Origin of the sequence: Helicobacter pylori, from assembly GCF_016755635.1 — a bacterium.
In the GTDB taxonomy this organism is placed as follows: Bacteria; Campylobacterota; Campylobacteria; order Campylobacterales; family Helicobacteraceae; genus Helicobacter; species Helicobacter pylori_CQ.
Map to the genome: position 1 here is coordinate 575395 of NZ_CP051500.1, position 23653 is coordinate 599047.

At 39.6% G+C, this 23653-nt stretch carries 22 protein-coding genes; 14 read left to right on the top strand and 8 right to left on the bottom strand.

The window, feature by feature from the left end:
• Positions 1-59: 59 nt before the first annotated feature.
• From HG567_RS02710 to HG567_RS02725, 4 genes are read right to left on the bottom strand one after another with little or no spacing between them, the layout of a single operon-like run.
• Entirely contained in the window at positions 60-2309 is a 2250-nt protein-coding gene (locus tag HG567_RS02710) for an endonuclease MutS2 (protein ID WP_202163950.1), read from the bottom strand.
• Positions 2302-2682, bottom strand: a complete 381-nt coding sequence (locus HG567_RS02715; protein WP_202163951.1) for a hypothetical protein — start codon at positions 2680-2682, stop codon at positions 2302-2304. Before HG567_RS02715 ends, HG567_RS02710 begins: the two co-directional genes overlap by 8 nt.
• Positions 2682-4031, bottom strand: coding sequence for a UDP-N-acetylmuramate--L-alanine ligase (murC, locus tag HG567_RS02720; protein ID WP_202140072.1), 1350 nt, complete (start codon positions 4029-4031; stop codon positions 2682-2684). The genes HG567_RS02715 and murC overlap by 1 nt, the downstream gene beginning before the upstream one ends.
• Positions 4024-5151 (bottom strand): succinyldiaminopimelate transaminase, encoded by a 1128-nt coding sequence (locus HG567_RS02725; protein WP_202140073.1) that lies wholly within the window; start codon positions 5149-5151, stop codon positions 4024-4026. Before HG567_RS02725 ends, murC begins: the two co-directional genes overlap by 8 nt.
• 152 nt (positions 5152-5303) lie before the next feature.
• On the opposite strand from HG567_RS02725, the gene ispG reads away from it, so the two are divergent.
• The 4 genes from ispG to HG567_RS02745 all read left to right on the top strand — a co-directional run bounded on the left by ispG (position 5304) and on the right by HG567_RS02745 (position 10865).
• Positions 5304-6383, top strand: coding sequence for a flavodoxin-dependent (E)-4-hydroxy-3-methylbut-2-enyl-diphosphate synthase (gene ispG / locus HG567_RS02730; protein WP_202163952.1), 1080 nt, complete (start codon positions 5304-5306; stop codon positions 6381-6383).
• A 2-nt stretch (positions 6384-6385) separates the two neighbouring features.
• The gene (locus HG567_RS02735; RefSeq protein WP_202163953.1) at positions 6386-7591 is read left to right on the top strand and encodes a 2,3,4,5-tetrahydropyridine-2,6-carboxylate N-succinyltransferase; all 1206 of its coding nucleotides are present in this window, start codon (positions 6386-6388) and stop codon (positions 7589-7591) included.
• Between the two features lie 11 nt (positions 7592-7602).
• Positions 7603-8661: a tetratricopeptide repeat protein gene (locus tag HG567_RS02740; RefSeq protein WP_202163954.1), complete on the top strand. Its 1059-nt coding sequence runs from the start codon at positions 7603-7605 to the stop codon at positions 8659-8661.
• Between the two features lie 128 nt (positions 8662-8789).
• Positions 8790-10865 (top strand): DUF262 domain-containing protein, encoded by a 2076-nt coding sequence (locus HG567_RS02745; RefSeq protein ID WP_202163955.1) that lies wholly within the window; start codon positions 8790-8792, stop codon positions 10863-10865.
• A gap of 12 nt (positions 10866-10877) precedes the next feature.
• Here the strand turns inward: HG567_RS02745 and mdaB are convergent, their stop codons facing one another.
• Complete coding sequence (gene mdaB / locus HG567_RS02750) at positions 10878-11462, bottom strand: NADPH:quinone oxidoreductase MdaB (protein WP_202163956.1); 585 nt, start codon at positions 11460-11462, stop codon at positions 10878-10880.
• Positions 11463-11597: 135 nt separating this feature from the next.
• Between mdaB and HG567_RS02755 the strand changes: the two genes are divergently transcribed.
• Genes HG567_RS02755 through hydE form a run of 5 tightly spaced genes read left to right on the top strand, consistent with a single transcriptional unit; the run spans position 11598 to position 17258 of the window.
• Positions 11598-12752, top strand: a complete 1155-nt coding sequence (locus HG567_RS02755) for a hydrogenase 1 small subunit (protein WP_181331068.1) — start codon at positions 11598-11600, stop codon at positions 12750-12752.
• A 9-nt stretch (positions 12753-12761) separates the two neighbouring features.
• Positions 12762-14498 carry a nickel-dependent hydrogenase large subunit gene (locus HG567_RS02760; RefSeq protein WP_120990251.1) on the top strand — a complete coding sequence of 579 codons (1737 nt, stop codon included), beginning with the start codon at positions 12762-12764 and terminating at the stop codon, positions 14496-14498.
• Between the two features lie 12 nt (positions 14499-14510).
• Positions 14511-15185 (top strand): Ni/Fe-hydrogenase, b-type cytochrome subunit, encoded by a 675-nt coding sequence (cybH, locus tag HG567_RS02765; protein WP_202140078.1) that lies wholly within the window; start codon positions 14511-14513, stop codon positions 15183-15185.
• The gene (gene hydD / locus HG567_RS02770) at positions 15182-15718 is read left to right on the top strand and encodes a hydrogenase biosynthesis protein HydD (RefSeq protein ID WP_000078624.1); all 537 of its coding nucleotides are present in this window, start codon (positions 15182-15184) and stop codon (positions 15716-15718) included. Before cybH ends, hydD begins: the two co-directional genes overlap by 4 nt.
• A gap of 1 nt (position 15719) precedes the next feature.
• Positions 15720-17258, top strand: coding sequence for a hydrogenase biosynthesis protein HydE (gene hydE / locus HG567_RS02775; RefSeq protein WP_202163957.1), 1539 nt, complete (start codon positions 15720-15722; stop codon positions 17256-17258).
• Positions 17259-17262: 4 nt separating this feature from the next.
• Here hydE and HG567_RS02780 read toward each other — a convergent pair whose 3' ends face one another.
• Entirely contained in the window at positions 17263-17676 is a 414-nt protein-coding gene (locus HG567_RS02780; RefSeq protein WP_202140081.1) for a hypothetical protein, read from the bottom strand.
• Between the two features lie 136 nt (positions 17677-17812).
• Positions 17813-18265, bottom strand: coding sequence for a hypothetical protein (locus HG567_RS02785; protein ID WP_202163958.1), 453 nt, complete (start codon positions 18263-18265; stop codon positions 17813-17815).
• A 181-nt stretch (positions 18266-18446) separates the two neighbouring features.
• Here HG567_RS02785 and oipA point away from each other — a divergent pair, with 181 nt between their 5' ends.
• Positions 18447-19370, top strand: coding sequence for an outer inflammatory protein OipA (gene oipA / locus HG567_RS02790; protein WP_202163959.1), 924 nt, complete (start codon positions 18447-18449; stop codon positions 19368-19370).
• Positions 19371-19605: 235 nt separating this feature from the next.
• On the opposite strand, the gene queC is transcribed toward oipA, so the two are convergent.
• On the bottom strand, positions 19606-20283 hold the full coding sequence (queC, locus tag HG567_RS02795) for a 7-cyano-7-deazaguanine synthase QueC (protein ID WP_202140082.1): 678 nt from the start codon (positions 20281-20283) through the stop codon (positions 19606-19608).
• Between the two features lie 63 nt (positions 20284-20346).
• Here queC and HG567_RS02800 point away from each other — a divergent pair, with 63 nt between their 5' ends.
• From HG567_RS02800 to frxA, 4 genes are read left to right on the top strand one after another with little or no spacing between them, the layout of a single operon-like run.
• On the top strand, positions 20347-21555 hold the full coding sequence (locus HG567_RS02800) for a CCA tRNA nucleotidyltransferase (protein WP_202163960.1): 1209 nt from the start codon (positions 20347-20349) through the stop codon (positions 21553-21555).
• A 21-nt stretch (positions 21556-21576) separates the two neighbouring features.
• Positions 21577-22071 carry an SRPBCC family protein gene (locus tag HG567_RS02805; protein ID WP_202140084.1) on the top strand — a complete coding sequence of 165 codons (495 nt, stop codon included), beginning with the start codon at positions 21577-21579 and terminating at the stop codon, positions 22069-22071.
• A 14-nt stretch (positions 22072-22085) separates the two neighbouring features.
• On the top strand, positions 22086-22943 hold the full coding sequence (locus HG567_RS02810; RefSeq protein WP_202140085.1) for an NAD(P)-dependent oxidoreductase: 858 nt from the start codon (positions 22086-22088) through the stop codon (positions 22941-22943).
• A gap of 1 nt (position 22944) precedes the next feature.
• On the top strand, positions 22945-23598 hold the full coding sequence (gene frxA, locus HG567_RS02815) for an NAD(P)H-dependent flavin oxidoreductase FrxA (RefSeq protein WP_000373527.1): 654 nt from the start codon (positions 22945-22947) through the stop codon (positions 23596-23598).
• The last annotated feature ends 55 nt before the right edge of the window (positions 23599-23653 follow it).

Genomic DNA, 23653 nt, shown 5'->3' on the forward strand with positions numbered 1-23653 from the left:
TGTAAAATAGGGTAGTTTAAGCGGATTTTTGTATTCCCCATAAAAACAAGCGCCAAAAACTACAATTTAACGATCTTAACCCCACTGCCGCCTAAATTAATGGGAGCGTCGCTAAAACTCACCACTTTGGGGTGGTTTTTTAAAAATTCTTTCACAAACTTTTCTAAAATCCCGTTCCCCTTGCCATGGCAAATCAGTACTTCTTCAAAGCCCCCTAAAAGCGCATCATTTAAAAAAGCGTCTAGTAAATCTAAAGCTTCTTCGCTGCGTTGCCCTCTTAAATCAAGGTGCAAGCTCGCTTCTTTAGGTTTAGGAACGATGGTTTTAGGGGGTTTGAATTTGTTTTTAGGGGGTTTTTGGATTTGTTTCAACCAACTCCCATGCGCTTTTAAGCGCATGCCAAGCTCGGTTTCTACCAAGTAATAGCCCTTGTCTAAAATTTGTATGACCATCACGCTTTCATTTTTATAACGCGCTTTTTCGTTAATTTGAAAGCTTGTTATCGTTTGTGGGATTTCCTGGTCTGTTTTATGTTTGTTTAAAATCTCGCTCGCTTTATGGATTTCTTTATGCATGGAGCTGGTATCTTTTGAAGCGACTTCGCTTTTTAAGATATTTAGGGCTTGCTGGTAGGATTTTTCCAATTCCAATTTTTTATTATGAAAGATTTCTTTTTGTTTTTCCATTTCTAAAAGCCATGCGTTTTTTAAATCTTCTTGCTCTTTTAAAGCGTTCTCTAAGCTTTCATTTTTTTGCTTTAATTCTCTTTCTAGCACGCTGGAATTTTCAATCAAAACATTCAATTTTTCCTTATCTTCGCCATAAAAGGCTTTCGCTTTTTCAATTAAAAAATGCGGCACGCCATAGCGTAAAGCGGTTTCAAACGCATAGCTTTTGCCAATAACCCCCTTTAAAAAAGTGTAAGTGGGCCGTTCTTTTTCTTCATCATAAAGAGCGGCTAGTAATTCCACTTCCTTGTTTTCTGCCATTAACACGCTCAAGCGTTTGTGGTGCGTGGTGATAATGATTTGGTTGTTTTGTTTGAGCAATTTTTCTAACAGGGTTTTATACAAACTGCTCGCTTCATCAGCGTCAGTCCCTAGCTCAATTTCATCAACGCCTAAAAGCATGTTTTCTTTGGATAAAAGAGCGCTAAATTGCTTCATTCTGCCTGCAAAAGTAGAGATATTGTTCGTGCTGTTTTGGGGGTCATTAATAATGGCGTGGATTTCTTTAAAATAGGGGATAATGGAATGATGAGCGTTGATTTTCATAGGAATGAGATGCTTGCTCAAAAAAGCCGCGCTTAAAAGCGATTTTAAGAGCATGGTTTTCCCGCCCGCATTCACGCCGGTAACAGCGAGCATGGATTTTTCAAACTTCAAATTTAAGGGCTTTGGCTCTTTTAAAATGGGGTGTGAAAAGTTTTCTAAAATCATTTTTTTTTGCGTAAAGCTTGGCATGACAAATTCTAAATTGTAGGCTTTAGCGAAATTAAGTCGGGCTTGCAAGCTGTCTAAAAAATCAAATTCTTTAAAAAGGAATTTTAAAAATAAAAGGTGTTTTTGCAAGCTACGGCTTAGAGTTTGACACATTTCAACGATACAGCAATCTATTTCATTACCAATTTGGGCGATTTTTTGGGCGATTTTTTGGGCGCTTTCAGGCAAGAGGTAAAAATAGCCATTAGCGCTCCTTTCTAGCACAACGCCTTTGATCGCGCTAGAAAACCCGCTTTTCAATAAAAGGCATTCATAACCATGCTTAAGGTGGCTTTGCGTATCCACTAAATAAGGAGCAAGCTCTTTAGAGTGGGTGTAATGGTGAATGATTTTAGCGCTTTCTTTTTTAAGGCGGCTCAAGCTTTCATTCAAAGCGTCTAGGGTGGCGTTCGCCCCTTGTTTGATTTGCCCTTCATCATCCAATAAAAGGATCAAATCATTAAAAAAAGGGGGTAAAATAATGGCGTTAAGGCGTTCGTGAAATTTTAAATGCGTGAAAGTTTTAAAGGCGTTTTGTAAAATGACAATGTAGCGCAATCGTTTGACAATCTCAAAAATTTCATCTAAATGGAGCGTCCCTAATTTGGTGAGTTTGATAAGAATAAGATCGCTTTCTTTCACGCTTTTGGGGGCAGGCAAACCGATCGCATCCACTTCGTTTAAATAAGTGAAAGCCTGTTTGAGATCGTTTTCTAAAGCAATAGTATCTCTTTCTTTGGCAAAAAAGGTTTTAAAAAGAGCGATAAACTCTTTTAAATCCAGGCTTTCTTCTAGGGGTTTGGGTAGGGTATTATTATTATTATTCATTGGGGTTCATTGGGGGTTGGATTAAGGGATCTTTTTGGAGCGTCTGACAAGAATCCAAATCCACAAGAACGTCTTTCATAGGGGTTTGTTTTTTGCCTAAAAAGCTTAAAGTCCCGCTCACTAAATTAAAAGTTTGGTTATTCACTTTAATGCCTTTACACAACAGGGTTTCCCCTCTTAAAAACGCTCTTTGCAAAGCGATTTCTTGTTGGTTTTGCTGGTTTTGTTGATAAGTATAAACGCTTATGCTCGCTCCTATAATCCCCACGATTAAAAAAGCTAAAATCTTTTGTTTGGGGCTAGCTAAACCAAAATCCCTTAAAACTAAAAACAATAAAATTAGCGTCAAAAATAAAACAACCGCTACGCCCATTACATTTCGCCTCTCAATTGATAGGTAATATCCCCCGCTCCAAAGCCTATCACAAAGCCTTTTTCAATCGTTTCTATAACATTATCATTGACTAACAGCTCTAAAAAATCCCCCTTTTTACGCACCCTGTCTATAAAAGTGGGGTTATAATGCTTAAAATGGGCTTTCAAATCAATGTCTCTTTTAGCTTCACTCGCGCTATAAACGGGTAAAATAATCAATCTGTCGCAATGCTCTAAAAAACATTTTTTAAACTCTTCTAAATTATCCATTAAGCGAGAATATTTGTGCGCTTGCCAGATCACTACAATCTTTTCTTGCGTGTTCAATAAGTTAGCATAAATCCTAGCGCTTTTTAAAGTGGCGCTGATTTCAGTGGGGTGGTGGGCGTAATCATCAATGAGGATGAGCGCGTTTTTTTGCAAAATATCAAAGCGTTTTTTAATGCCTTTGAAATTCAATAAATTATTTCTAATTTCTTCTAAATCCAATTCATCTAAAGCGCTTAAAATCGCCAAACTCGCATTCGTAGCGTTATGTTCGCCTAACCCCCACACCAAAAAAGCCCCCAAATCTTTCAATTCAAATGAAGTGTGAGGCTCGCCGTCTTTTAAAATGTATTGGATATTGCGAATGTCTTTTTTTTCTAAAACAATAGCGTCTTTAGAATAGTTTTTTAAAAAAGGATCTTCTTTATAGATCACTCTTTTTTGAGCATGGTCTAAAAAATATTCATAAGCGAAGAAAAAACGCTCTAAATCGTGGTTATAATGCTCTAAATGTTCTGGCTCTGTGTTAGGCACAATCGCAGCATAAGGGTTAGAAAATAAAAAACTCGAATCGCTCTCATCGGCTTCAAAAACCAAGCTATCATTCGCGCTCTCTCGCACATTGGAATCAAACTCTTTAGAATGCGCCCCAATAATCGCTCCAAAAAAGGGGAAAATCGCGCTTAACATGGCGGTGATACTGCTTTTTCCATGGGCCCCGCACACGCTAAAAACGCGCTTGTCTTTAAGGATAGAATATAAAGCGTCTTTACGAGATAAAATAGGGATTTTTAATTCCTTAGCCCTTTGTATTTCTGTGTTGTCTTCTTTAATAATGGCTGAATGGATGATGGCATCTTGATTTTTAATCGCTTTTGGATCATGCGGGATATTGATTTCTATGCCTAAAGCTTTCAAATACTTAACGCTGGGGCTTATGGCAATATCAGAGCCGCTGATTGTAGCCCCTTGCGCTTTAAGGTATTTGGCTAAGCCTGAAATGCCAATCCCCCCTATACCGATAAAATGAATCTTGCAATCTTGCAGGTTTTTGAGTAAAACTTTTGGGGTTTCAAGCATGATTTTCTCGATAAGTTTCTATGATTTCTAAAGGCTTTTCTAAAAGGGGGGTGTCATAGACAAGGGCTAAACGCACGCAATCAACGCCGATATGATTACGCCCCAAATACAAAGCCGGTAAAGTGATAATGCCTTCGTTTTGATAAAGCGTTTTGGCAAAATTTTCGCCGTTTTGAACGGGCAGATACACATAAAAACTATAAGGGTAAATGAGCGTGTCTTTAAAGATTTTTCGCGCCAGTTTCAAATTATTCGCATAAATATTGCGGAAAAATTCTGCATGCGCATCATCTAGCCAAGCCATTTCACTAGCTTTTTGAATCGCATTAGCGCTCGTATAGCCTAAATAGGTGCGAAACGCTTTGTATTTTTCTAAAATGCTGCTATCCCCAGCGATAAAACCACTCCTTAGCCCTGGAGCGCTGGAGCGTTTGGAGAGCGAATGGATAACCAAAACATTTTTAAACGCTTCATTACCAATAAGCATGCAAGCTTCTAAAAGTGAAGGGGGAGGCGTGTTTTCATAAATTTCACTATAGCATTCATCATTGATTAAAATAAAATCATGTTTTAAAGCGAGTTTGACCCAACTAATCAGCTCTTCTAAAGAAAGGGTTCTTCCGGTGGGGTTGTTGGGGGAATTTAAGATCACTAAATCCACTTCTTGCAACTCTTTTTCATTCAAGCTTGGCGTGAAGTCGTTTTCTTTAGTTAAGGGCATTAAAAGGCTTTTGGCTCTAGAAAATTGGGCTGATCCTTCATAGATTTGATAAAAGGGGTTAGGGTAGGCGATAGTGGGGTTTGGATAGTCAAATAAAACAAAACTAGGGAAATTGAATAACACTTCCCTAGATCCTAGCGTGGAGATGAGTTCGTTTTCTTTCAATTCTATCTTAAAACGGCGTTTAAAAAAACCCCTTTGAGCCGCTCTCAAACTCTCTTCAAACGCGCTTTTAGGGTAGATATTGAGCGAATGGGTGTGGCTTTTAAGAGCGTCTTGAATGAATTTAGGCGTTTCAAATCGCGGCTCGCCGATGCCTAGATCTAGCCCCTTTTTTTTAGGGGTAATCTCTTTAAACAAGGCTCTTAATCGTTCAAAAGGATAAGGCTCAAAGGTCATAGGGCTACTTTAATTTAAAATGGAATAGTTGATCTTACCTAAAATTTAAGCGTTTATCATTGAAAGCGCTAAAAAAGAGCGAAAGAGAGCATAAAAGAAAGGGCATAAAAGAGTATAATAGCGCATAAGAATTTAACTGATGAAGAGGTTTGATGCTAGAAAATAGAGTTAAGACCAAGCAAATTTTTATCGGTGGCGTCGCCATAGGGGGTGATGCTCCTATTAGTACGCAAAGCATGACCTTTAGTAAAACCGCTGATATTGAAAGCACTAAGAATCAAATTGACAGACTCAAACTCGCCGGGGCTGATTTAGTGAGGGTGGCGGTGAGTAATGAAAAGGACGCCCTAGCCTTAAAAGAATTGAAAAAAGTGTCCCCTTTGCCTTTAATCGCTGATATTCATTTCCATTATAAATTCGCTCTCATTGCCGCTCAAAGCGTGGATGCGATCAGGATTAACCCCGGAAACATCGGCTCTAAAGACAAAATCAAAGCAGTAGTTGATGCTTGCAAAGAAAAAAACATCCCTATAAGAATTGGCGTGAATGCCGGGAGTTTAGAAAAGCAGTTTGATCAAAAATACGGACCCACCCCAAAAGGCATGGTAGAAAGCGCTTTGTATAACGCCAAACTTTTAGAAGATTTGGATTTTACTGATTTTAAGATTTCTTTAAAAGCGAGCGATGTGATGCGCACCATAGAAGCTTATAGGATGCTACGCCCTCTTGTGATCTATCCTTTCCATTTGGGGGTTACGGAGGCGGGGAATCTTTTTAGCTCCAGTATCAAATCCGCCATGGCTTTAGGGGGGCTTTTAATGGAGGGCATTGGGGATACAATGCGCATATCCATCACAGGGGAATTAGAAAATGAAATCAAAGTGGCTAGAGCGATTTTACGCCATAGCGGGCGGTTGAAAGAAGGGATTAATTTGATTTCTTGCCCCACTTGCGGGCGCATTGAAGCCAATTTAGTGGATATGGCGAGCAAGGTAGAAAAACGCCTAAGCCACATTAAAACCCCTTTAGACATTAGCGTGATGGGTTGCGTGGTGAATGCTTTAGGTGAAGCCAAGCATGCAGACATGGCGATCGCTTTTGGGAATCGCAGCGGTTTGATCATCAAAGAGGGTAAAGTCATCCACAAACTGGCTGAAAAGGATTTGTTTGAAACTTTTGTGGTAGAAGTGGAAAATTTAGCTAAAGAAAGAGAAAAAAGTTTAAAGGATTAGGCATGATCAATAAGTTTAAAAATTTTGTGAGCAACTACCAGCAATCTAATAGCTATAAAGAGCCTTTAGGTTTTGGCATTGCTAGGGTGGATATTGCCCCTATTTCCAAAAAGATTTTATGCGCCACTTACCCCGTTTTAAATTGGAAAGAGGAAAATCTAGGCTCTTATGCGGTGTTTTGCAATTCGCTTTCTAAAGACAAAATCCTAAAAGAGAGCGCGAGCGAGCGCGTCATTGAGATTGATGAAAGTTTTGTGTTAAAAGCGCTAGATTTTTACACGCCCTTTTTGAATGAAGCCTATTCTAATAAAATGACTCATAAAAACATCCAAGTGGTTTTAGAGCTTTTAAAAGCTTTAGAAGAAAATCGTTTGAAAAATAGCGATGGGGAGTCTCTTTATCGCTTGGTGATCTTGTATGAAGACAAGCCTTGCGAGAGCGTGGAGAGCGCATATATGAAACTTTTAGCGCTCTCTTTAGGTAAAGCCCCTTTAAGGAGTTTGAATTTAGAGGGCATTTTTAACCAGCTTTCTAATGCGGCTTGGAGCGGCAACAAGCCTTATGAATTAGAATGGCTCAGAATAAACGAAGTGGCTTTAAAGATGCGAGGCCATTTCCCTAGCATTGATTTTATAGATAAATTCCCGCGCTATTTGATGCAATTAATCCCTGAGTTTGACAATATCCGCTTATTGGATAGCTCAAAAACGCGCTTTGGGGCGTATTTAGGGACCGGAGGTTATACCCAAATGCCCGGGGCTAGTTACGTGAATTTTAACGCAGGGGCTATGGGAGTGTGCATGAATGAGGGGCGTATTTCTTCATCAGTGGTGGTTGGAGAAGGCACTGATATTGGTGGGGGAGCGAGCGTGTTAGGCGTTTTAAGCGGAGGGAATAACAACCCCATTAGCATCGGGAAAAATTGTTTGTTAGGGGCTAATAGCGTTACCGGGATTAGTTTAGGCGATGGCTGTATTGTGGATGCAGGTGTTACGATACTAGCCGGGAGCGTGATAGAAATTGAAGAAAATGAGTTTAAAAAACTTTTAGAAGTGAATAGCGCTTTAGAAAAACATGCCAACAACCTTTACAAAGGCAAGGAGCTTTCCGGAAAAAATGGCGTGCATTTTCGTTCCAATAGCCAGAATGGTAAGCTGATTGCTTTTAGGAGCGTGAAAAAAATTGAGTTGAATCAAAACCTGCATTAAGGATTAAAAGAATGCTCAAACAAAGTTTGTTATTGCTTGTTTTTTTAATCTTACAGATTAGTGGCGCTGAAGAAAACAATCAAGCCCCAAAAAACACGCCCCCTGAATTAAACCCCGCTAACGCAAAGGGCGCACCAAACCCTAACACCCAGATCACCCCTAAAAACGATAACTCCAATCTGTTAGACAAATTAGGTTCGCCTGAAAACGCTCAAACCGAGCTTTCTGCCGGTATTGATTTGGCTAAAAAGGGCGATTATCAAGGAGCTTTTAAGCTTTTTTCCCAATCGTGCGATAACGGCAATGCGGCCGGGTGTTTTGCGGTAGGGGCGATGTATGCTAATGGGGTAGGGATCCAAACGAACAGACTAAAAGCCGCTCGCTATTATGAAATGGGTTGCAGTGGGGGCGATGCGACCGCTTGCGCGAACTTGGCTCAAATGTATGAAAACAAGAAAAATGCGGATACGAACGATAAAGAAAACGCTTTGCAGTTGTATGCGGTGGCTTGTCAAGGGGGGGATATGATCGCATGCAATAATTTAGGGTGGATGTTTGCTAACGGGAGTGGGGTCCCAAAAGATTATTACAAAGCGATGGGTTATTATAAATTTTCATGCGATAATGGGAATGATATGGGGTGTTATAATCTGGGCTTGATGTCTAATGTGAATAATATTTATGGCATTGATAAAGCCAAGCTCAGTCAAGTGGATTTGAATTATTTGGCATGTAACGCTGGGGATATGATGGGGTGTGCGAATTTAGGCTGGATTTATGCGAATGGGGATTTAGGGGCTCCTTTGAATAACCACTACGCGGCGAAATATTTTCAAATGGCATGCGATGGGGGGATTTTGGGGAGTTGTAACAATTTAGGCGTGCTGTATCAAAAGGGCTTAGGCGTGCCTCAAGACGATCAGAGGGCTTTGGATTTATTCTCGTATGCGTGCGATAATGGTTTTGAGTCAAGCTGTCGTAATTACGGGAATTTCAAAGAGCATTTATTGCGCGTGAATCCTAATTACGGGCGCTTGTTCATGCCGTATCATTCTTATGAGATACCCTAGTAATAGCCATTTCTTAATAAATTCAGCCACAAATTGCGGTTTTTTCAAAAGTTTAAGCTCTTTTTTTTTTTTTTTTTTTTTTGATTTAATACTCGGTGTGATTTTGATTTTATTTAAAAAGAAGAGCTATGAAAGCAACACAAAGCACCATTAACGACTTTTTTGCCCTAACAGGCACGATCTTTTCTATCCCTGTATACCAGAGGAACTACACTTGGGAAGAAGAAAATTGTGAAAAATTACTGCAAGATATTGTCAGTATTTCTCAAAATAAGAAAACGCATTTTATGGGTTCTATCACTTATGTTTTGCATTTGATTGATGATGAAAAGAGCTTAAGACAACTGCAAGAATTTGTCATCATTGACGGGCAGCAAAGGATTACCACCATCATGCTTTTGCTCAAAGCCATAGAAACAAAGATACCAAATGAAGGGATAAAAAAAGAGATTGATAATCTACTCAATCTTTCGGGACAAAGGCTGCGTCTCAAGCCCATCAAAAGCGACAAAGAAGCCTTTGATTTAGTCATGCAAAATCGATCGCATGAGATACAAGGCGTATCATACATCAGGAATAATTATAAATTTTTCACCAAAGAGCTTGACGATTATATCAGCAAAGGGTATCGCATAGAAGAGATTTATGGGGCGTTTTTGCGGCTTAAAATCGTAGCCATAGGCTTAGAGTTGGGCGAAGACGATCCGCAAGTGGTGTTTGAAAGCATCAACGCTACAGGCGTGCAATTAAAAGGGCTGGATCTCATCCGCAACTATCTGATGATGGGAGAAAATTCCAAAAACCAGAAACATCTCTATGATACTTATTGGGTTCCTTTAGAAAATTGGCTTGGTGAAAAGGATTTGAATGATTTTATCAAAACCTATCTGAGAATCTATTTTGAAGATAAAGTAAAAGAGGGAGAGCGCGAAGTGTATTACACGCTAAAAGACCACCACAGAAAACATTTCCCTAACGATATACAAGGTCTTATGAGCGATATGCGTGAGTATGGCAGAATCTATCAAATCTTTTTAGACAGAGATCATTATTTTTTAGATCGTGGAGATCCGCAGCAGTTAGCGAATTTACGCCTGCGCATTAAAGATCTCGTAAAAATCAAATTTGGTGTGGCAAAGCCCTTTGTTTTGCGTTGCGCCAGAGATTTTGAAGAAGGCAAGCTGGATTATGAAAATTTCTACGAAATTTTGCAAATCCTTATCAGCTACTTCGTGCGCCGAAGCGTGTGCGGAGATTCTAATGCGCTTAACAAATTTCTTTATCCTTTATACAGACAGCTAGGGGAAAATGTTTCAGCCGATGCATTGAAGCGGTATTTGGGCAAGAGCGTTGGTCAAACGGTGTTCCCTAATGATGATAGAATTAGAGTGGCGTTTCTTGTGCGTAACGCTTATGCAGCAAATCAAGTGTGCAAATTCATCCTGCTTGAGATTGAAAAATTAAGTAACGCCGAACCGCCAAAAGAAGAGAATTTAGAAGTGGAGCATTTCTACCCCAAAACCCCCACACAAGAATGGCGCGATAGGGTGGGGGACTATTTCACTTTTGAGCAAGACTACCTCAATAATTTTGGGAATCTGACCTTATCAGGGCAAAATCAAAAGCTTGGCAACAAATCTTACGAGGCAAAAATAGATCTTATGGAACAATACAGCTCCTTGCATTTAAACGACTATTTCATCAACAACACCCATTCTTGGGGGATAGAGGAAGTGAAGGCTAGGAGCGAATATTTAGCGGATCAATTCTGTCAAGTGGAATTGTTTAAAGATCTGCCCAAAGAATACCGCACCAGAGAGATCAGTAAAACCCTTGATGATGACTTAACTTCCCATAATCTTCAAAGCGTTAAGCTCCCCAATGGCCAAAGGTGCATGGCAAGAAACGCTAAGGAATTAGCTAGCGTTGTCATAGACTACTTGCTGGAAAATGCCAGGGAAGCCTTTGAAAGCTACACAGACGATGAGTCTCAAAAATACATTTATTGGAGTAGAGCAAAAGCTGAAGCAAGGGATAGAGATGGCACTTTGGTTGTGCCTTTTGAAAAATACGGATTCTACTTTGTAAGCAATGCGAGTTATCAAACTACGGGCAGTAATCTTAGAGATCTTATCTTAGGCTGTGATCTCAATCCTAGAGATTTTATTGTAATAAACAAGCCCCCCAAAGAAATGGGGGGTTAAAAAACTTTAAAATCACTTGCCAAAAGCTTGGTGCAAATGCGTGGTGAGAGAATTAAGATACTGCTCTACTTGGGGGTTTTTCGTTACATCGTTGCAAATAAAAGTGGGCAGCGCTGAAAGCCCTAAAAACTGGAACGCTTTATGCAAATGCAAATACACAACATCCACACCCACCCCTTCAAAAAATTCATTAGGATCACTAAAGGCTTCAATGGGAGCGTTCCAAGTCAAGCTCAACATGTATTTTTTGCCTTGCATCAAGCCTCCTTTCCCGTAGTTTTTAGTGGGGTTTTGCGAGCTTCTGCCATCGTTAGCCCAAAGCTTCCCATACCCTGCGCTAAAGACTTCATCAATGTATTTTTTCACAATCCAAGGCTCTCCCATCCACCAGCCAGGCATTTGCCAAATCGTCGCATCAGCGCTAAAGATTTTCTCCACTTCTTGACTATGATCATAGCCCTTATCCACGATTGTAGTATCCACTTCTAGCCCCAAAGATTCTAGAGTCTTTTTTGCATGGTTGGTCAAGGTTTCATTGAGTTTCCCCCCAGAGCTCCCGAACGCTTTGGCCCCGTTAATGATGAGTACTTTTTTCATTTTGTTCCTTTTTTTGAAATTAAATTATGGCTTGCGATTATACCTCAAAAAGGGTATTTTTAAGAAGCGATTAAATTGCGATTGTATTGTTTTTATTATGTTAAGATAATGAAAATTTCTATTTAAGGAATGGCGATGTTCTACGATGAAAAAAAGACTTATCAAAAGATTGAAGAACGCCTTGATATAATTCGTTCGTTTAACGCTCATAACGAGCATAAGAATTTGCAAGACGAGTTTAAAGGGGCGGGCATTTCTAGGCGTGATTTATTGAAGTGGGCGGGCATGATGAGCGCAGCGTTAGCCTTGCCGGCTAGTTTTGCTCCCTTGACTTTGAAAGCGGTGGAAGTGGCTAACAGATTGCCCGTGATCTGGTTGCACATGGCAGAATGCACCGGCTGTAGCGAAAGCTTGTTAAGGAGTGCAGACCCCACCATTGATAGCATTATCTTTGATTACATCAACCTAGAATACCATGAGACCATCATGGTAGCGAGCGGTTTTCAGGCTGAAAAAAGCTTGCATGACGCCATAGAAAAGCATAAAAACAATTACATTTTAATGGTAGAAGGCGGTATCCCCCAAGGCACAGAATACTTCCTCACTCAAGGTCCAAACGCTGAAACGGGGGCTGAAGAGTGCAGGAAGGCCGCTCAATACGCAGCCGCTATTTTTGCCATAGGCACATGCTCCAGTTTTGGGGGCGTTCAAGCGGCTTACCCTAACCCCTCTAACGCGCAACCCTTACACAAAATCATTGACAAACCCGTGATCAATGTTCCCGGTTGCCCGCCTAGTGAAAAAAATATCGTGGGCAATGTGCTTTATTACTTGATGTTTGGGGCTCTCCCTAAATTGGATGCGTATAACCGCCCCTCTTGGGCTTATGGGAACAGGATCCATGATTTGTGCGAAAGGAGAGGGCATTTTGATGCGGGCGAATTTGTGGAGCATTTTGGCGATGAAAACGCTAAAAGGGGCTTTTGCTTGTATAAAATGGGCTGTAAAGGGCCTTACACTTTCAACAATTGCTCCAAACTCCGCTTCAATTCACACACTTCTTGGCCCATAGGTGCAGGGCATGGGTGCATAGGGTGTTCTGAGCCTAATTTTTGGGATACGATGAGTCCTTTTGAAGAGCCTTTGGCGAATCGCTCCATTAAAACCGCTTTTGATGGCTTGGGGGCTGATAAAGTGGCCGATAAAGTCGGCACGACTTTGCTCAGCGCAACCGCTATTGGCATTGTTGCGCATGCGCTCCTTTCTAAAGCGATCAAAAACAAAGAGTAAGGGATTAACATGTCAAAAAAAATCGTAGTCGATCCTATCACCAGGATTGAGGGGCATTTAAGGATTGAAGTGATCGTAGATGATGATAATGTGATCACTGATGCGTTTTCTTCTTCTACGCTTTTTAGGGGGTTAGAGACGATCATTAAGGGCAGAGACCCACGAGATGCAGGCTTTATCGCTCAAAGGATTTGTGGGGTATGCACTTATTCGCATTATAAGGCCGGTATCACGGCGGTAGAAAACGCTCTAGGCATCACCCCCCCATTAAACGCGCAATTGGTGCGATCTTTGATGAACATGGCGTTGCTTTTTCATGACCATGTGGTGCATTTTTATACTTTGCATGGGCTTGATTGGTGCGATATTATGAGCGCTTTAAAAGCCGATCCCATTCAAGCGGCAAAACTTTCTTTCAAATACAGCCCTTATCCCATTAATACCGGTGCCGGTGAATTAAAAGCGGTTCAAAAACGCTTGAGCGATTTCGCTAAAAGCGGATCTTTAGGACCTTTCAGTAACGGCTACTATGGGCATAAAACCTATCGTTTGAGTCCGGAGCAAAATTTAATCGTCTTAAGCCACTATCTCAAGCTTTTAGAAATCCAAAGGGAAGCGGCGAAAATGACCGCTATTTTTGGGGCCAAACAGCCTCACCCACAAAGCCTAACGGTGGGGGGTGTTACGAGTGTTATGGATATATTGGATCCGACGAGATTGGCGGAATGGAAGAGCAAGTTTGAAGTGGTGGCCAATTTTATCAACCATGCCTACTACCCTGATTTGGTGATGGCAGGCGAAATGTTCGCTAACGAGCAATCCGTTATTAAAGGCTGCGGCTTAAGGAATTTTATCGCTTATGAAGAAGTGTTGCTTGGGAGGGATAAATACCTTTTGAGTAGCGGAGTAGTGCTTGATGGGGATATTTCTAAACTGCACCCCATTGATGAGAGTTTGATTAAAGAAGAGGTTACGCATTCTTGGTATCAATATGAAGACACTAAAGAAGTGCAACTCCACCCTTATGACGGGCAAACTAACCCGCATTATACTGGTTTAAAAGACGGCGAGAGCGTGGGGATTGAAAATAAAATAATCCCTGCTAAAGTGCTTGACACTAAAAATAAATATTCTTGGATAAAATCGCCCAGATACGATAGTAAGCCTATGGAAGTAGGCCCTTTAAGTTCCGTAGTGGTAGGTTTAGCGGCGAAAAACCCCTATGTTACTGAAGTGGCTACGAAGTTTTTAAAAGACACTAAACTGCCTTTAGAGGCGTTGTTTTCAACGCTTGGGCGAACGGCTGCAAGGTGTATTGAAGCTAAAACGATTGCTGATAATGGCCTTTTGGCGTTTGATGCACTAGTGGAAAATCTAAAAAGCGATCAAAGCACTTGCACTCCTTATCATATTGATAAAAATCAAGAATATAAAGGGCGTTACATTGGTCAAGTGCCAAGGGGCATGCTAAGCCATTGGGTGCGTATTAAAAACGGCGTGGTGGAAAATTATCAAGCGGTGGTGCCTTCTACTTGGAATGCGGGGCCTAGAGATTCTCAAAATCAAAGGGGGGCTTATGAAATGAGCTTGATTGGCACTAAAATCGCTGATTTAACCCAGCCTTTAGAAATCATTAGGACTATCCATTCTTTTGACCCATGCATCGCATGCTCAGTGCATGTGATGGATTTTAAAGGGCAGTCTTTAAACGAGTTTAAAGTAGAGCCTAATTTCGCTAAATTCTAAAAAGGGTTACGCATGGATAAAATGAATAAGGTCGTTTTGCACAAAGAGTATTCCGGTTTTGTGCGCTTTTTCCATTGGGTTAGGGCTTTGAGTATTTTTACTTTAATCGCTACAGGGTTTTACATCGCTTACCCTTTTTTGCAGCCTAATTCCAGCTTTTATAAAGGGGTGTATCTTTTACAAGCTTATGTGCGTTCTTTTCATGTCATGTTTGGGTTTTTACTCATTAGCGCATTAATCTTTAGAACCTATCTTTTTTTCACTAAAGAAAGTTTGATGGAGCGCAGGAGTTTTGGCCAACTTTTAAGCCCAAAAGCTTGGATAGATCAGATGAAAGCGTATTTTCTTATCAGTGCCAAACCCCACACTAAAGGATTGTATAACCCTATCCAACTCGTGGCTTATTTCACTTTGGTTGTTTTGATCGTATTGATGAGTTTGAGCGGGGTGGTGCTGTATTATAATGTCTATCATGCGGGGCTTGGGGCGTTTTTAGCAAGCGCTTTTAAGTGGTTTGAAGCGCTTTGTGGGGGGTTAGCGAACGTTCGTTTCATCCACCACTTAGCGACTTGGGGGATTATTTTGTTTGTCCCTGTGCATGTTTATATGGTGTTTTTCCATTCTATCCGGTATGAAAGTTCGGGGGCGGATTCTATGATTAATGGCTATGGTTATACCAAAGAATGAGTCAAAAAATCCTAATTTTAGGCATTGGCAATATCCTTTTTGGCGATGAAGGGATTGGGGTGCATCTAGCCCACTACCTTAAAAAGAATTTTTCTTTTTTCCCTAGCGTGGATATTGTGGATGGGGGGACTATGGCTCAGCAACTCATTCCTTTGATCACTTCGTATGAAAAGGTTTTGATTTTAGATTGCGTGAGCGCTAAAGGCGTTGAAATTGGATCAGTCTATGCTTTTGATTTTAAGGACGCTCCTAAAGAAATCACATGGGCTGGGAGTGCGCATGAAGTGGAAATGCTGCACACTTTAAGGCTCACGGAGTTTTTAGGGGATTTGCCTAGAACTTTTATCGTGGGGCTTGTGCCTTTTGTGATAGGGAGCGAGACCACTTTCAAACTTTCAAGCGAAATGTTAAACGCTTTAGAAACAGCCTTAAAAGCCATAGAAACCCAACTCAACGCATGGGGAGTTCAAATGCAACGCACCGATCATATCGCCCTAGATTGTATCGCTGAACTCTCTTATAAGGGTTTTTGAATTGGCGTTTGTTTTTCTTTTTAAATGCGTTAATGAAAAAACAAGCCTAAATTTTACGCCCCTTTTAGAGCAAATGGCATGCAATTTGCAAGTGCGTTTTTATAGCGTTTATAAGGATAATACCACTTCTTTCTACCTCCAAGCGAGCGCTGAGATCACTTTAGAATTCGCGCAAAAACTCAGCGAAATTCTGCCCTTTTCTTTAGATTTTAGCTTTTTGTCTTTAAAGGAAATCACAGAGCCTTTAGATGAAAATTTTTTCCAAACAACAAGCCTTTCAAAGCCCCTTTTTATGAACGCTAAAGAGCATCAAGATTTTTTAGACAAAAATGCATCTTTGTATGCCAATGCGTTAGGTTTTGTCAAAAACACCGCTTTTAAGGGGGCTATAATCCATAGCCCTAAAGAGCTTATAGATTGCTTAACCCAATTAAAAGACATGCTCAAAACACAGGATTTTATCCCTGTTCACACTTCTAGGGGGGCATTATCCCTTTCTTTAAAAAAGCTCTCTATAAGCGTTATTTTTAGCGATCTTTCTAGCGTTTTGAGTTGCACTAAATTGTCTTTAGAGGACGCTAAATATTTAGCCAGTTTGGAAAAACCCTCTATCAAAGCCTCTTTAAAAAGCGTGTTTAAGGACACTTTTAAAAACGATGAAATCATAGTCCAACTACCCTATGACCCCATATTGAATTTATTGTGCCATATTTTACAAGATGAGGGGATAGAATTTGTTTTTATGCATGAAAGCCATTCTTGTGAAGCACTTTTGCATTATGAAGCGCTTTTTAAAACCCCTAAGCGTTTGATCACACCCGCTAAAAATTTCGTGTTAGAAAACAATCTTTCTGCCATTGCTTTTAAAGATGAATTAGAGTTTTTAAGCACAACCCGAAATTCTATCGTTTTATATTTTAGTTTCAAGCGCCCTACAAGGTTGTTATTGCATGCTAATGGTTCTTTAAAAACGCTTTTAAGCGTCAGTTTTGATTTTAACAAAATGTTTAACGCGCTCAAACAAGATGAAAAAGCCTCTAGAATGCTACAAAACTACGCCACTAAATTCCCTAATTTTTACGCGCGTATTTTAGAGCTTTCTAAATACCAACTAGGGGGCACGAATTTATTGGATTTTTTTCGCATTTTAGGGTTTGTTTTGGGTTATAGCGAGGATTTTTGCACGCAGAGCGTTATTCCTTTGGCTAAAGAATGCTTACGCCCTAAAGGCCCTAGAATTGATTATAAAATCCTTAAAAACGATTCTTTGAAAATGGCTTTAAACTTTTCAAAGATCATGCACAGCGCGATGAGTTTCAGGCTCGCAGGCGTGGAAAATGAAATTTTGAGTTTGGGGATTTTGGATTCTTTAGCGGAGTTTTTAGGGAATTTCATTTGGGATAACGCTCAAAATTTTAGCGTCCAAGAAGTAACGATCGCTGGGGATTTCTTTGGCGAAAAAGTGTTTTTGGATTTGTTTGTGCGGTATTTCCCTAAAACCCTTGCTCTTAAAGCACATGCGTTTTTGGATTATGAATAAGGGCTTAAAAGCGGATGTGCATCATCAACCCGCCGTCCATGTATTGGGTTTTTTTGCTTTTAGTCCTTTCAAAATAAGGCCCAAAAGACAGGGCTTTATTGAAATTCACAATCGGCATGCTCACCCCTTCAGCGATATTGTTTTTAGCGAGTTGTTTGTAAAACTTTTTATCGCTTTTTTTATGGCTTTTAAGGTTGGGGCTTTTTTCCAAATCCACGCCTTCTAAGCCGCTATTTTTAGTGAAATCATAAAGCTTTTTGTCGTTTTTGGCCTCGGTTTCTGAGCCATGGTTTTTATGGAGTTTGTAAAACTTTTTGTCGCTTTTTTTATGGCTTTTAGTTTCAGTTTCTAAATCCGCTGCGAACGCACTACTATACGCCACAAACGATACAAGAAATAAATTTCTAACTATACGCATAAGAATATCTCCTCTTAATATAGTCTTTTTCTATCACACCACCCTAGCATGTTAGAAATAACCATTAGAAAATATAAGGGCGTTAATATGAAAACGCCAACACGCTTATTGTTTAGCGCAAGCTGTTTTAAGCTAATCAATAAAAAACGTAAGGGAAGTATCCAGGCGCTCCATACCCATAAGGCCCATAAGGCATAAGGCCAGACCCATAAGGCATGAAACCATAGGGCATGTAATAATAAGGCATGTAATAGCCTCCATACATCCCGTTTTGCATGGGCGAATTGAGATTATCCACTGAATTGTAAAAGCCGTTCAAAGACCCATAAGCGTTATAATTAGTGAAACGATTGATTAAAGGCGTGGTGCGCGCATCAATAGTGGCGTTTTCTTGCTGGATGGCGTTTTCTTCTCTGGCGACTTCTTGGGCTTTGGTTTCTTTGGGATCTTTAACTAGCACTTCTTCTATGGGCACATTCGCCCCACAAGCGCTTAACAGATAGGCTAAAAAGCCAGCGTTTAAAAAAAGAATGATTTTAGAGAGGTGAGCGGATTGGTTGGGTAAAAAAGTTTTATTGTTTTGATGCATGAGATTTCCTAATTTAAAAATAACTAAAGATTAACATGTTTTTAATTTAATATTCATTAAGCGGTGGTTTTGTGGCTATTTCATTTTAATTTTGTTTTTCATTAAAACCCAATAACTAAAATCTTAATTTTTATGATAAACTACCTAATCATAATATCAAATCTTAAACCAAAGAAAAACCATGAAAAAAACCCTTTTACTCTTTCTGTCTTTCTCGTTCTGGCTCCACGCTGAAAGGAATGGATTTTATTTAGGTTTAAATTTTGCAGAAGGAAGCTACATTCAAGGACAAGGTAGCATCGGCGAAAAAGCTTCAGCAGAAAACGCCTTAAATCAAGCGATCAATAATGCAAAAAATTCATTATTCCCCGAACAAAACACAAAAGCCATAAGAAATGCGCAAAACGCTTTAAACAAAGTGAAAGATTCAAAAAAAATCGCTAACCGATTCGCAGGAAATGGTGGATCGGGCGGTCTTTTTAACGAACTCAGCTTTGGGTATAAATATTTTTTGGGTAAAAAAAGGATTATAGGGTTTAGGCACTCTCTTTTTTTCGGTTACCAACTTGGTGGCGTTGGTTCTGTTCCTGGTAGCGGTTTAATAGCTTTTTTACCCTATGGTTTCAATACGGATTTACTTATTAATTGGACTAACGATAAGCGAGCGTCCCAAAAATATGTTGAACGAAGGGTAAAAGGGCTTTCTATATTTTACAAAGATATGACCGGCAGAACGCTAGACGCTAATACATTAAAAAAAGCATCAAGGCACGTATTTAGAAAATCTTCAGGGCTTGTGATTGGCATGGAACTAGGGGCTAGCACTTGGTTTGCAAGTAACAATCTCACCCCTTTCAATCAAGTCAAAAGCCACACGATTTTTCAGTTACAAGGAAAATTTGGCGTTCGTTGGAATAATGATGAATACGATATTGATCGCTATGGCGATGAAATCTATCTTGGAGGTTCTAGTGTTGAATTAGGGGTTAAAGTGCCAGCCTTTAAAGTCAATTACTATAGCGATAATTATGGGGATAAATTGGATTATAAAAGAGTGGTGAGCGTTTATCTTAACTATACATATAACTTTAAAAACAAACATTAAAACATGCTTTTTATCGCTTTTGATTGTTTTGTAAAAACGCTCAAAGGCGTTTTTTAAACAAAAATATAAAACAGCTTGATCTTAATCAAGCGACAAACTCTTAAAAAACGCTCTTTTTGGGTTAGAGGTTTTAGTTGGGGGTTGTAGGGGTAATTATTTCAAAATCCCCTGTTCTCTTAAGAAATTTATTATAAAAACAAAGTTTTAAAAATCTCATTCTTTAAAAGATTATTTTTTACAGCATGGCTTGAAACTCTTCAAAGCCTTTTTTCCTCAATTGGCATGCTAGGCATTCATCGCAGCCATAGCCATAAGCATGCAAAATCTTTCGCTCTCCTTGATAGCAGGTGTGCGTTTCTTTGATGATTAGATCCAAAGCCCCTAAATCTTTAGCCATTTGAAATTCTTGCGCTTTATTCAAAAACATTAAAGGCGTCAGGATTTTAATCGCTGTGTTTGATCCTAAATTTAGGGCATGTTCGATGCTTTTAATAAAATCTTCTTTACAATCCGGATAGCCGCTAAAATCCGCTTGCGAAACCCCTAAAGCGATGTTGCTAGCCCCTATTTTTTGCGCGTAAGAATGCAAAAGGGTGATAAAAATAGCGTTACGATTAGGCACAAAGGAGTTGGGTAAATCTTTATTTTGCGCATGCGAATGCCCTATTAAATCGTTAGAGTTTTTAAAAAGCGCGGAGTGGGTGATATTTTCTAAAAAATCTAATGGGATGATTTCATAAGGGAGTTGTAAAAGAGAAGCGATTTTTTGAGCGCATTCCAATTCCACAGAGTGTTTTTGTGCGTAATCAAACCCCACTAAACAGACTTTTTTAAAACGCTTTTTCGCCCATACAGCCAAAGTGGTGCTGTCTTGCCCGCCGCTAAAACCGATCACGCAAATTTCTTGTTCCATCAAAATTCCTTAAAAATTCTAAAAAGATTATAATAACACAAAGAAGTTTTAAGAGTAAAAAGCGTGTTTGAGTTGGAAGAAGGATTAAAAGAATTGTTTGACATTTATGAAAAATCTCCTTATGAGCTTTACTTGGTAGGGGGGTGCGTGCGCGATCATTTAATGGGCATTACCCCAAAAGATTACGATTTAACCTCAAACGCTTTAGTCAATGAAAGTAAAGAGCTTCTTTTAAAGCACGATTTTAGGGTTCTAGAAACCGGTATCAAACATGGCACGATCACGGCTCTTAAAAACCATCAAAGCTATGAAATCACAACCTTTAGAATGGAAAAAGGGCATATCAAGCACCGAAAGCCTAAAGAATTGGTTTTTAGTGCTCATTTAACAGACGATTTAAAGCGGCGCGATTTTAGCATGAATGCGATCGCTTATAGCCCTACAAAAGGGCTGATTGATCCTTTTAAAGGGCAGAATGCGATTGAAAATCAAACGATTGAATGCGTGGGGGAAGCGCGATTAAGGTTTTTTGAAGACGCTTTAAGGATTTTAAGATCGTTGCGATTTAGCGCGACTTTAGGCTTTAAGATAGCGCCAAGCACTAAAGAAGCGGTTTTTGCGTGTAAGGATTTGTTAAAACACCTTTCTAAAGAACGCTTACAAAGCGAGTTGAATAAGCTTCTTATGGGGAAAAACGTCTATGAAGTGGCTAAAGAATATCAAGAAATTTTAGAGTTGGTTACTCAAGAAAAAATAGAAAATTTAGGGTTTTTAAAAAACGCGCCTTTCAATCTGGAATTAAGATTGTTAGGGTTTTTTAAGCATCAAAAAAGTTTAGAAAATTTACGCTACCCTAAAAAAACTTGTGTTTTATTTTCCAAAGCTAAAGAATGCCATAAAGCTTTTTTTAATATTCATAGCAAAACAGGATTGAAGTTTTTATTGAAAAACTACGATTTAGAGCCTTTTAATTTGGCTTTAGATTTTTATGCACTAGAAAACCCCAAACGCGCTTTAAAAATCAAAAGCTTGTTAAAAGAAATCTTTGATTCTAACGAGCCTTTTAAAAAAGAACACCTAGCCCTTAAGGGCGGCGCGCTTCAAAGCTTGGGTTATCAGCACCAAAAAATCGGCGAAATTTTAAACGCATGCTTAAATTTAGTCATTGAAAATCCCAAAAACAACGCTTTAGAATGGCTGATTGAATGGGTTAAAGATCATTATTTACCTAATGATGCTATAAATCTTTCGCCAATAGGCAGAAAAAATTAAAAACAGAGAAAACATGATAAGATGAATGCGATTCAATGGCCTAAGAAATGGGTTCCAGGAGAGACTGATAATTTTGTGTCCAATGAAGTCATTGTCAAAGGTTTGGATTTTAATAAAGTGGTGCAACACTTAAGAGACGCGTCTTGTTGGGAAAAGTATTACAAAAATTCAGGGAATGTCCACATGCATAATCAAGACAATACCATTCTTAAAGACAAGACTCGTTTCCGCTTTGAAACTTTTGGCTTTTTAGTGGAGGCACAGGTGGAAGAGTTTGAATTGAAAGACACCATACTGCGTTTGGCTTGGAGAGGTTGGAATGAAGCTAAAGGCGATGAGTATCTTGAAGCCTATCACGCATGGATTGTTGAAAAATTAGATAATGATCGTGTGCGTATTTTAACCCAAGAAACTCAGTTAGGAGTCCCTGCTAAAGCTTTAGCGAAATCTGTGCCTAATGCGATGCTAAATGGCCATCAAGATTGGTTAGATGGTTTAGTGGCGTATTCACGCTAATAAGTGAGAATTGAATGAAAATCGGATGGATTGGACTTGGGGCTATGGGGACTCCTATGGCGACTCGTTTGCACGATGCAAATTTAGAAGTATCGGTTTATAACCGAACAGAGAGCAAAGCAGCCCCCTTAAAAGAAAAGGGCGTAGCGGTTTATACTAACCCTATAGATTTGGCCGCTAAAGTTGATCTGATTTTTACCATGCTTTCGGATAAAACGGCGATTGATGCTGTTTTAGCGCCAGAATTTTGGGAACAGATGTCTGAAAAAATCGTGGTGAATATGAGCACCATCGCTCCTTTGGAGAGCTTATCTTTAGAAAAAATCGCTCAAAAGCATCAAGTAACTTACCTTGAAGCGCCTGTTTCAGGATCGGTTGGTGCAGCAAAAGCTGGGGCGTTATTGATTTTAGCAGCAGGTGAAAAAGAAGTAATCACTCAACTCAAACCTGTTTTTACGCATTTAGGGAGTCAGATTTTTTATTTGGGTAAGATTGGTCAAGGGACAGGGGCTAAACTATCCATTAATAGCCTTTTGGCTCAAATGGGGGTTGCTTATTCAGAAGCTTTGCTATTAGCCAAACATTTAGGGGTTGATGCAGAGTCATTTTTGCAAATTATTGGCCAATCTGGCATGAATTCGCCTCTCTTTCAAGCTAAAAAAGGCATGTGGTTGCAAGATAATTATCCGGCCGCTTTCAGTTTGAAGCTCATGCTCAAGGACATTCGTTTGGCCAACAATGAAGCAGGAGAGGCGATAAAGTTGCCATTCTTATTTCAAGCAGAAGAGCTTTATTCTCAAGCAGAAAAATCCGGTTTAGGCGAAATGGATATGGCAGCCGTTTATCATTATTTAGAAAAAGGAGATCATTAAAATGGACAGAGAACAAGTGGTTGCTTTACAGCACCAACGATTTGCTGCAAAAAAATACGATCCTAATCGTCGTATTTCTCAAAAGGATTGGGAAGCTTTGGTTGAAGTGGGGAGGTTAGCCCCTTCTTCAATCGGGCTTGAACCATGGAAAATGCTTTTATTGAAAAATGAACGCATGAAAGAAGATTTAAAACCGATGGCCTGGGGGGCGCTTTTTGGTTTAGAGGGAGCGAGCCATTTTGTCATTTATCTTGCGCGAAAAGGCGTTACTTATGACAGCGATTATGTTAAGAAAGTGATGCATGAGGTTAAAAAAAGGGATTATGACACTAATTCCAGGTTCGCTCAAATCATCAAAAATTTCCAAGAGAACGATATGAAACTCAATAGCGAACGATCTTTGTTTGATTGGGCTAGCAAGCAGACTTATATCCAAATGGCGAACATGATGATGGCAGCAGCCATGTTAGGGATTGATTCTTGCCCGATTGAAGGGTATGATCAAGAAAAAGTGGAGGCTTATTTAGAGGAAAAAGGCTATCTGAACACGGCGGAATTTGGTGTGTCGGTAATGGCTTGTTTTGGTTATCGTAATCAGGAAATTACCCCTAAAACCCGTTGGAAGACAGAAGTTATTTATGAAGTGATTGAATAAAAAACGCTGTTAGCTTTTTGATAACCAACCATAAAGAGCTTGGCGTTAGCCAAGC

Excerpts from the sequence above, each read along its gene's own strand:
- HG567_RS02710 (WP_202163950.1), bottom strand. The coding sequence starts at position 2,309 with ATGAATAATAATAATAATACCCTACCCAAACCCCTAGAAGAAAGCCTG.
- HG567_RS02715 (WP_202163951.1), bottom strand. The coding sequence starts at position 2,682 with ATGGGCGTAGCGGTTGTTTTATTTTTGACGCTAATTTTATTGTTTTTA.
- murC (WP_202140072.1), bottom strand. The coding sequence starts at position 4,031 with ATGCTTGAAACCCCAAAAGTTTTACTCAAAAACCTGCAAGATTGCAAG.
- HG567_RS02725 (WP_202140073.1), bottom strand. The coding sequence starts at position 5,151 with ATGACCTTTGAGCCTTATCCTTTTGAACGATTAAGAGCCTTGTTTAAA.
- ispG (WP_202163952.1), top strand. The coding sequence starts at position 5,304 with ATGCTAGAAAATAGAGTTAAGACCAAGCAAATTTTTATCGGTGGCGTC.
- HG567_RS02735 (WP_202163953.1), top strand. The coding sequence starts at position 6,386 with ATGATCAATAAGTTTAAAAATTTTGTGAGCAACTACCAGCAATCTAAT.
- HG567_RS02740 (WP_202163954.1), top strand. The coding sequence starts at position 7,603 with ATGCTCAAACAAAGTTTGTTATTGCTTGTTTTTTTAATCTTACAGATT.
- HG567_RS02745 (WP_202163955.1), top strand. The coding sequence starts at position 8,790 with ATGAAAGCAACACAAAGCACCATTAACGACTTTTTTGCCCTAACAGGC.
- mdaB (WP_202163956.1), bottom strand. The coding sequence starts at position 11,462 with ATGAAAAAAGTACTCATCATTAACGGGGCCAAAGCGTTCGGGAGCTCT.
- HG567_RS02755 (WP_181331068.1), top strand. The coding sequence starts at position 11,598 with ATGTTCTACGATGAAAAAAAGACTTATCAAAAGATTGAAGAACGCCTT.
- HG567_RS02760 (WP_120990251.1), top strand. The coding sequence starts at position 12,762 with ATGTCAAAAAAAATCGTAGTCGATCCTATCACCAGGATTGAGGGGCAT.
- cybH (WP_202140078.1), top strand. The coding sequence starts at position 14,511 with ATGGATAAAATGAATAAGGTCGTTTTGCACAAAGAGTATTCCGGTTTT.
- hydD (WP_000078624.1), top strand. The coding sequence starts at position 15,182 with ATGAGTCAAAAAATCCTAATTTTAGGCATTGGCAATATCCTTTTTGGC.
- HG567_RS02780 (WP_202140081.1), bottom strand. The coding sequence starts at position 17,676 with ATGCGTATAGTTAGAAATTTATTTCTTGTATCGTTTGTGGCGTATAGT.
- HG567_RS02785 (WP_202163958.1), bottom strand. The coding sequence starts at position 18,265 with ATGCATCAAAACAATAAAACTTTTTTACCCAACCAATCCGCTCACCTC.
- oipA (WP_202163959.1), top strand. The coding sequence starts at position 18,447 with ATGAAAAAAACCCTTTTACTCTTTCTGTCTTTCTCGTTCTGGCTCCAC.
- queC (WP_202140082.1), bottom strand. The coding sequence starts at position 20,283 with ATGGAACAAGAAATTTGCGTGATCGGTTTTAGCGGCGGGCAAGACAGC.
- HG567_RS02805 (WP_202140084.1), top strand. The coding sequence starts at position 21,577 with ATGAATGCGATTCAATGGCCTAAGAAATGGGTTCCAGGAGAGACTGAT.
- HG567_RS02810 (WP_202140085.1), top strand. The coding sequence starts at position 22,086 with ATGAAAATCGGATGGATTGGACTTGGGGCTATGGGGACTCCTATGGCG.
- frxA (WP_000373527.1), top strand. The coding sequence starts at position 22,945 with ATGGACAGAGAACAAGTGGTTGCTTTACAGCACCAACGATTTGCTGCA.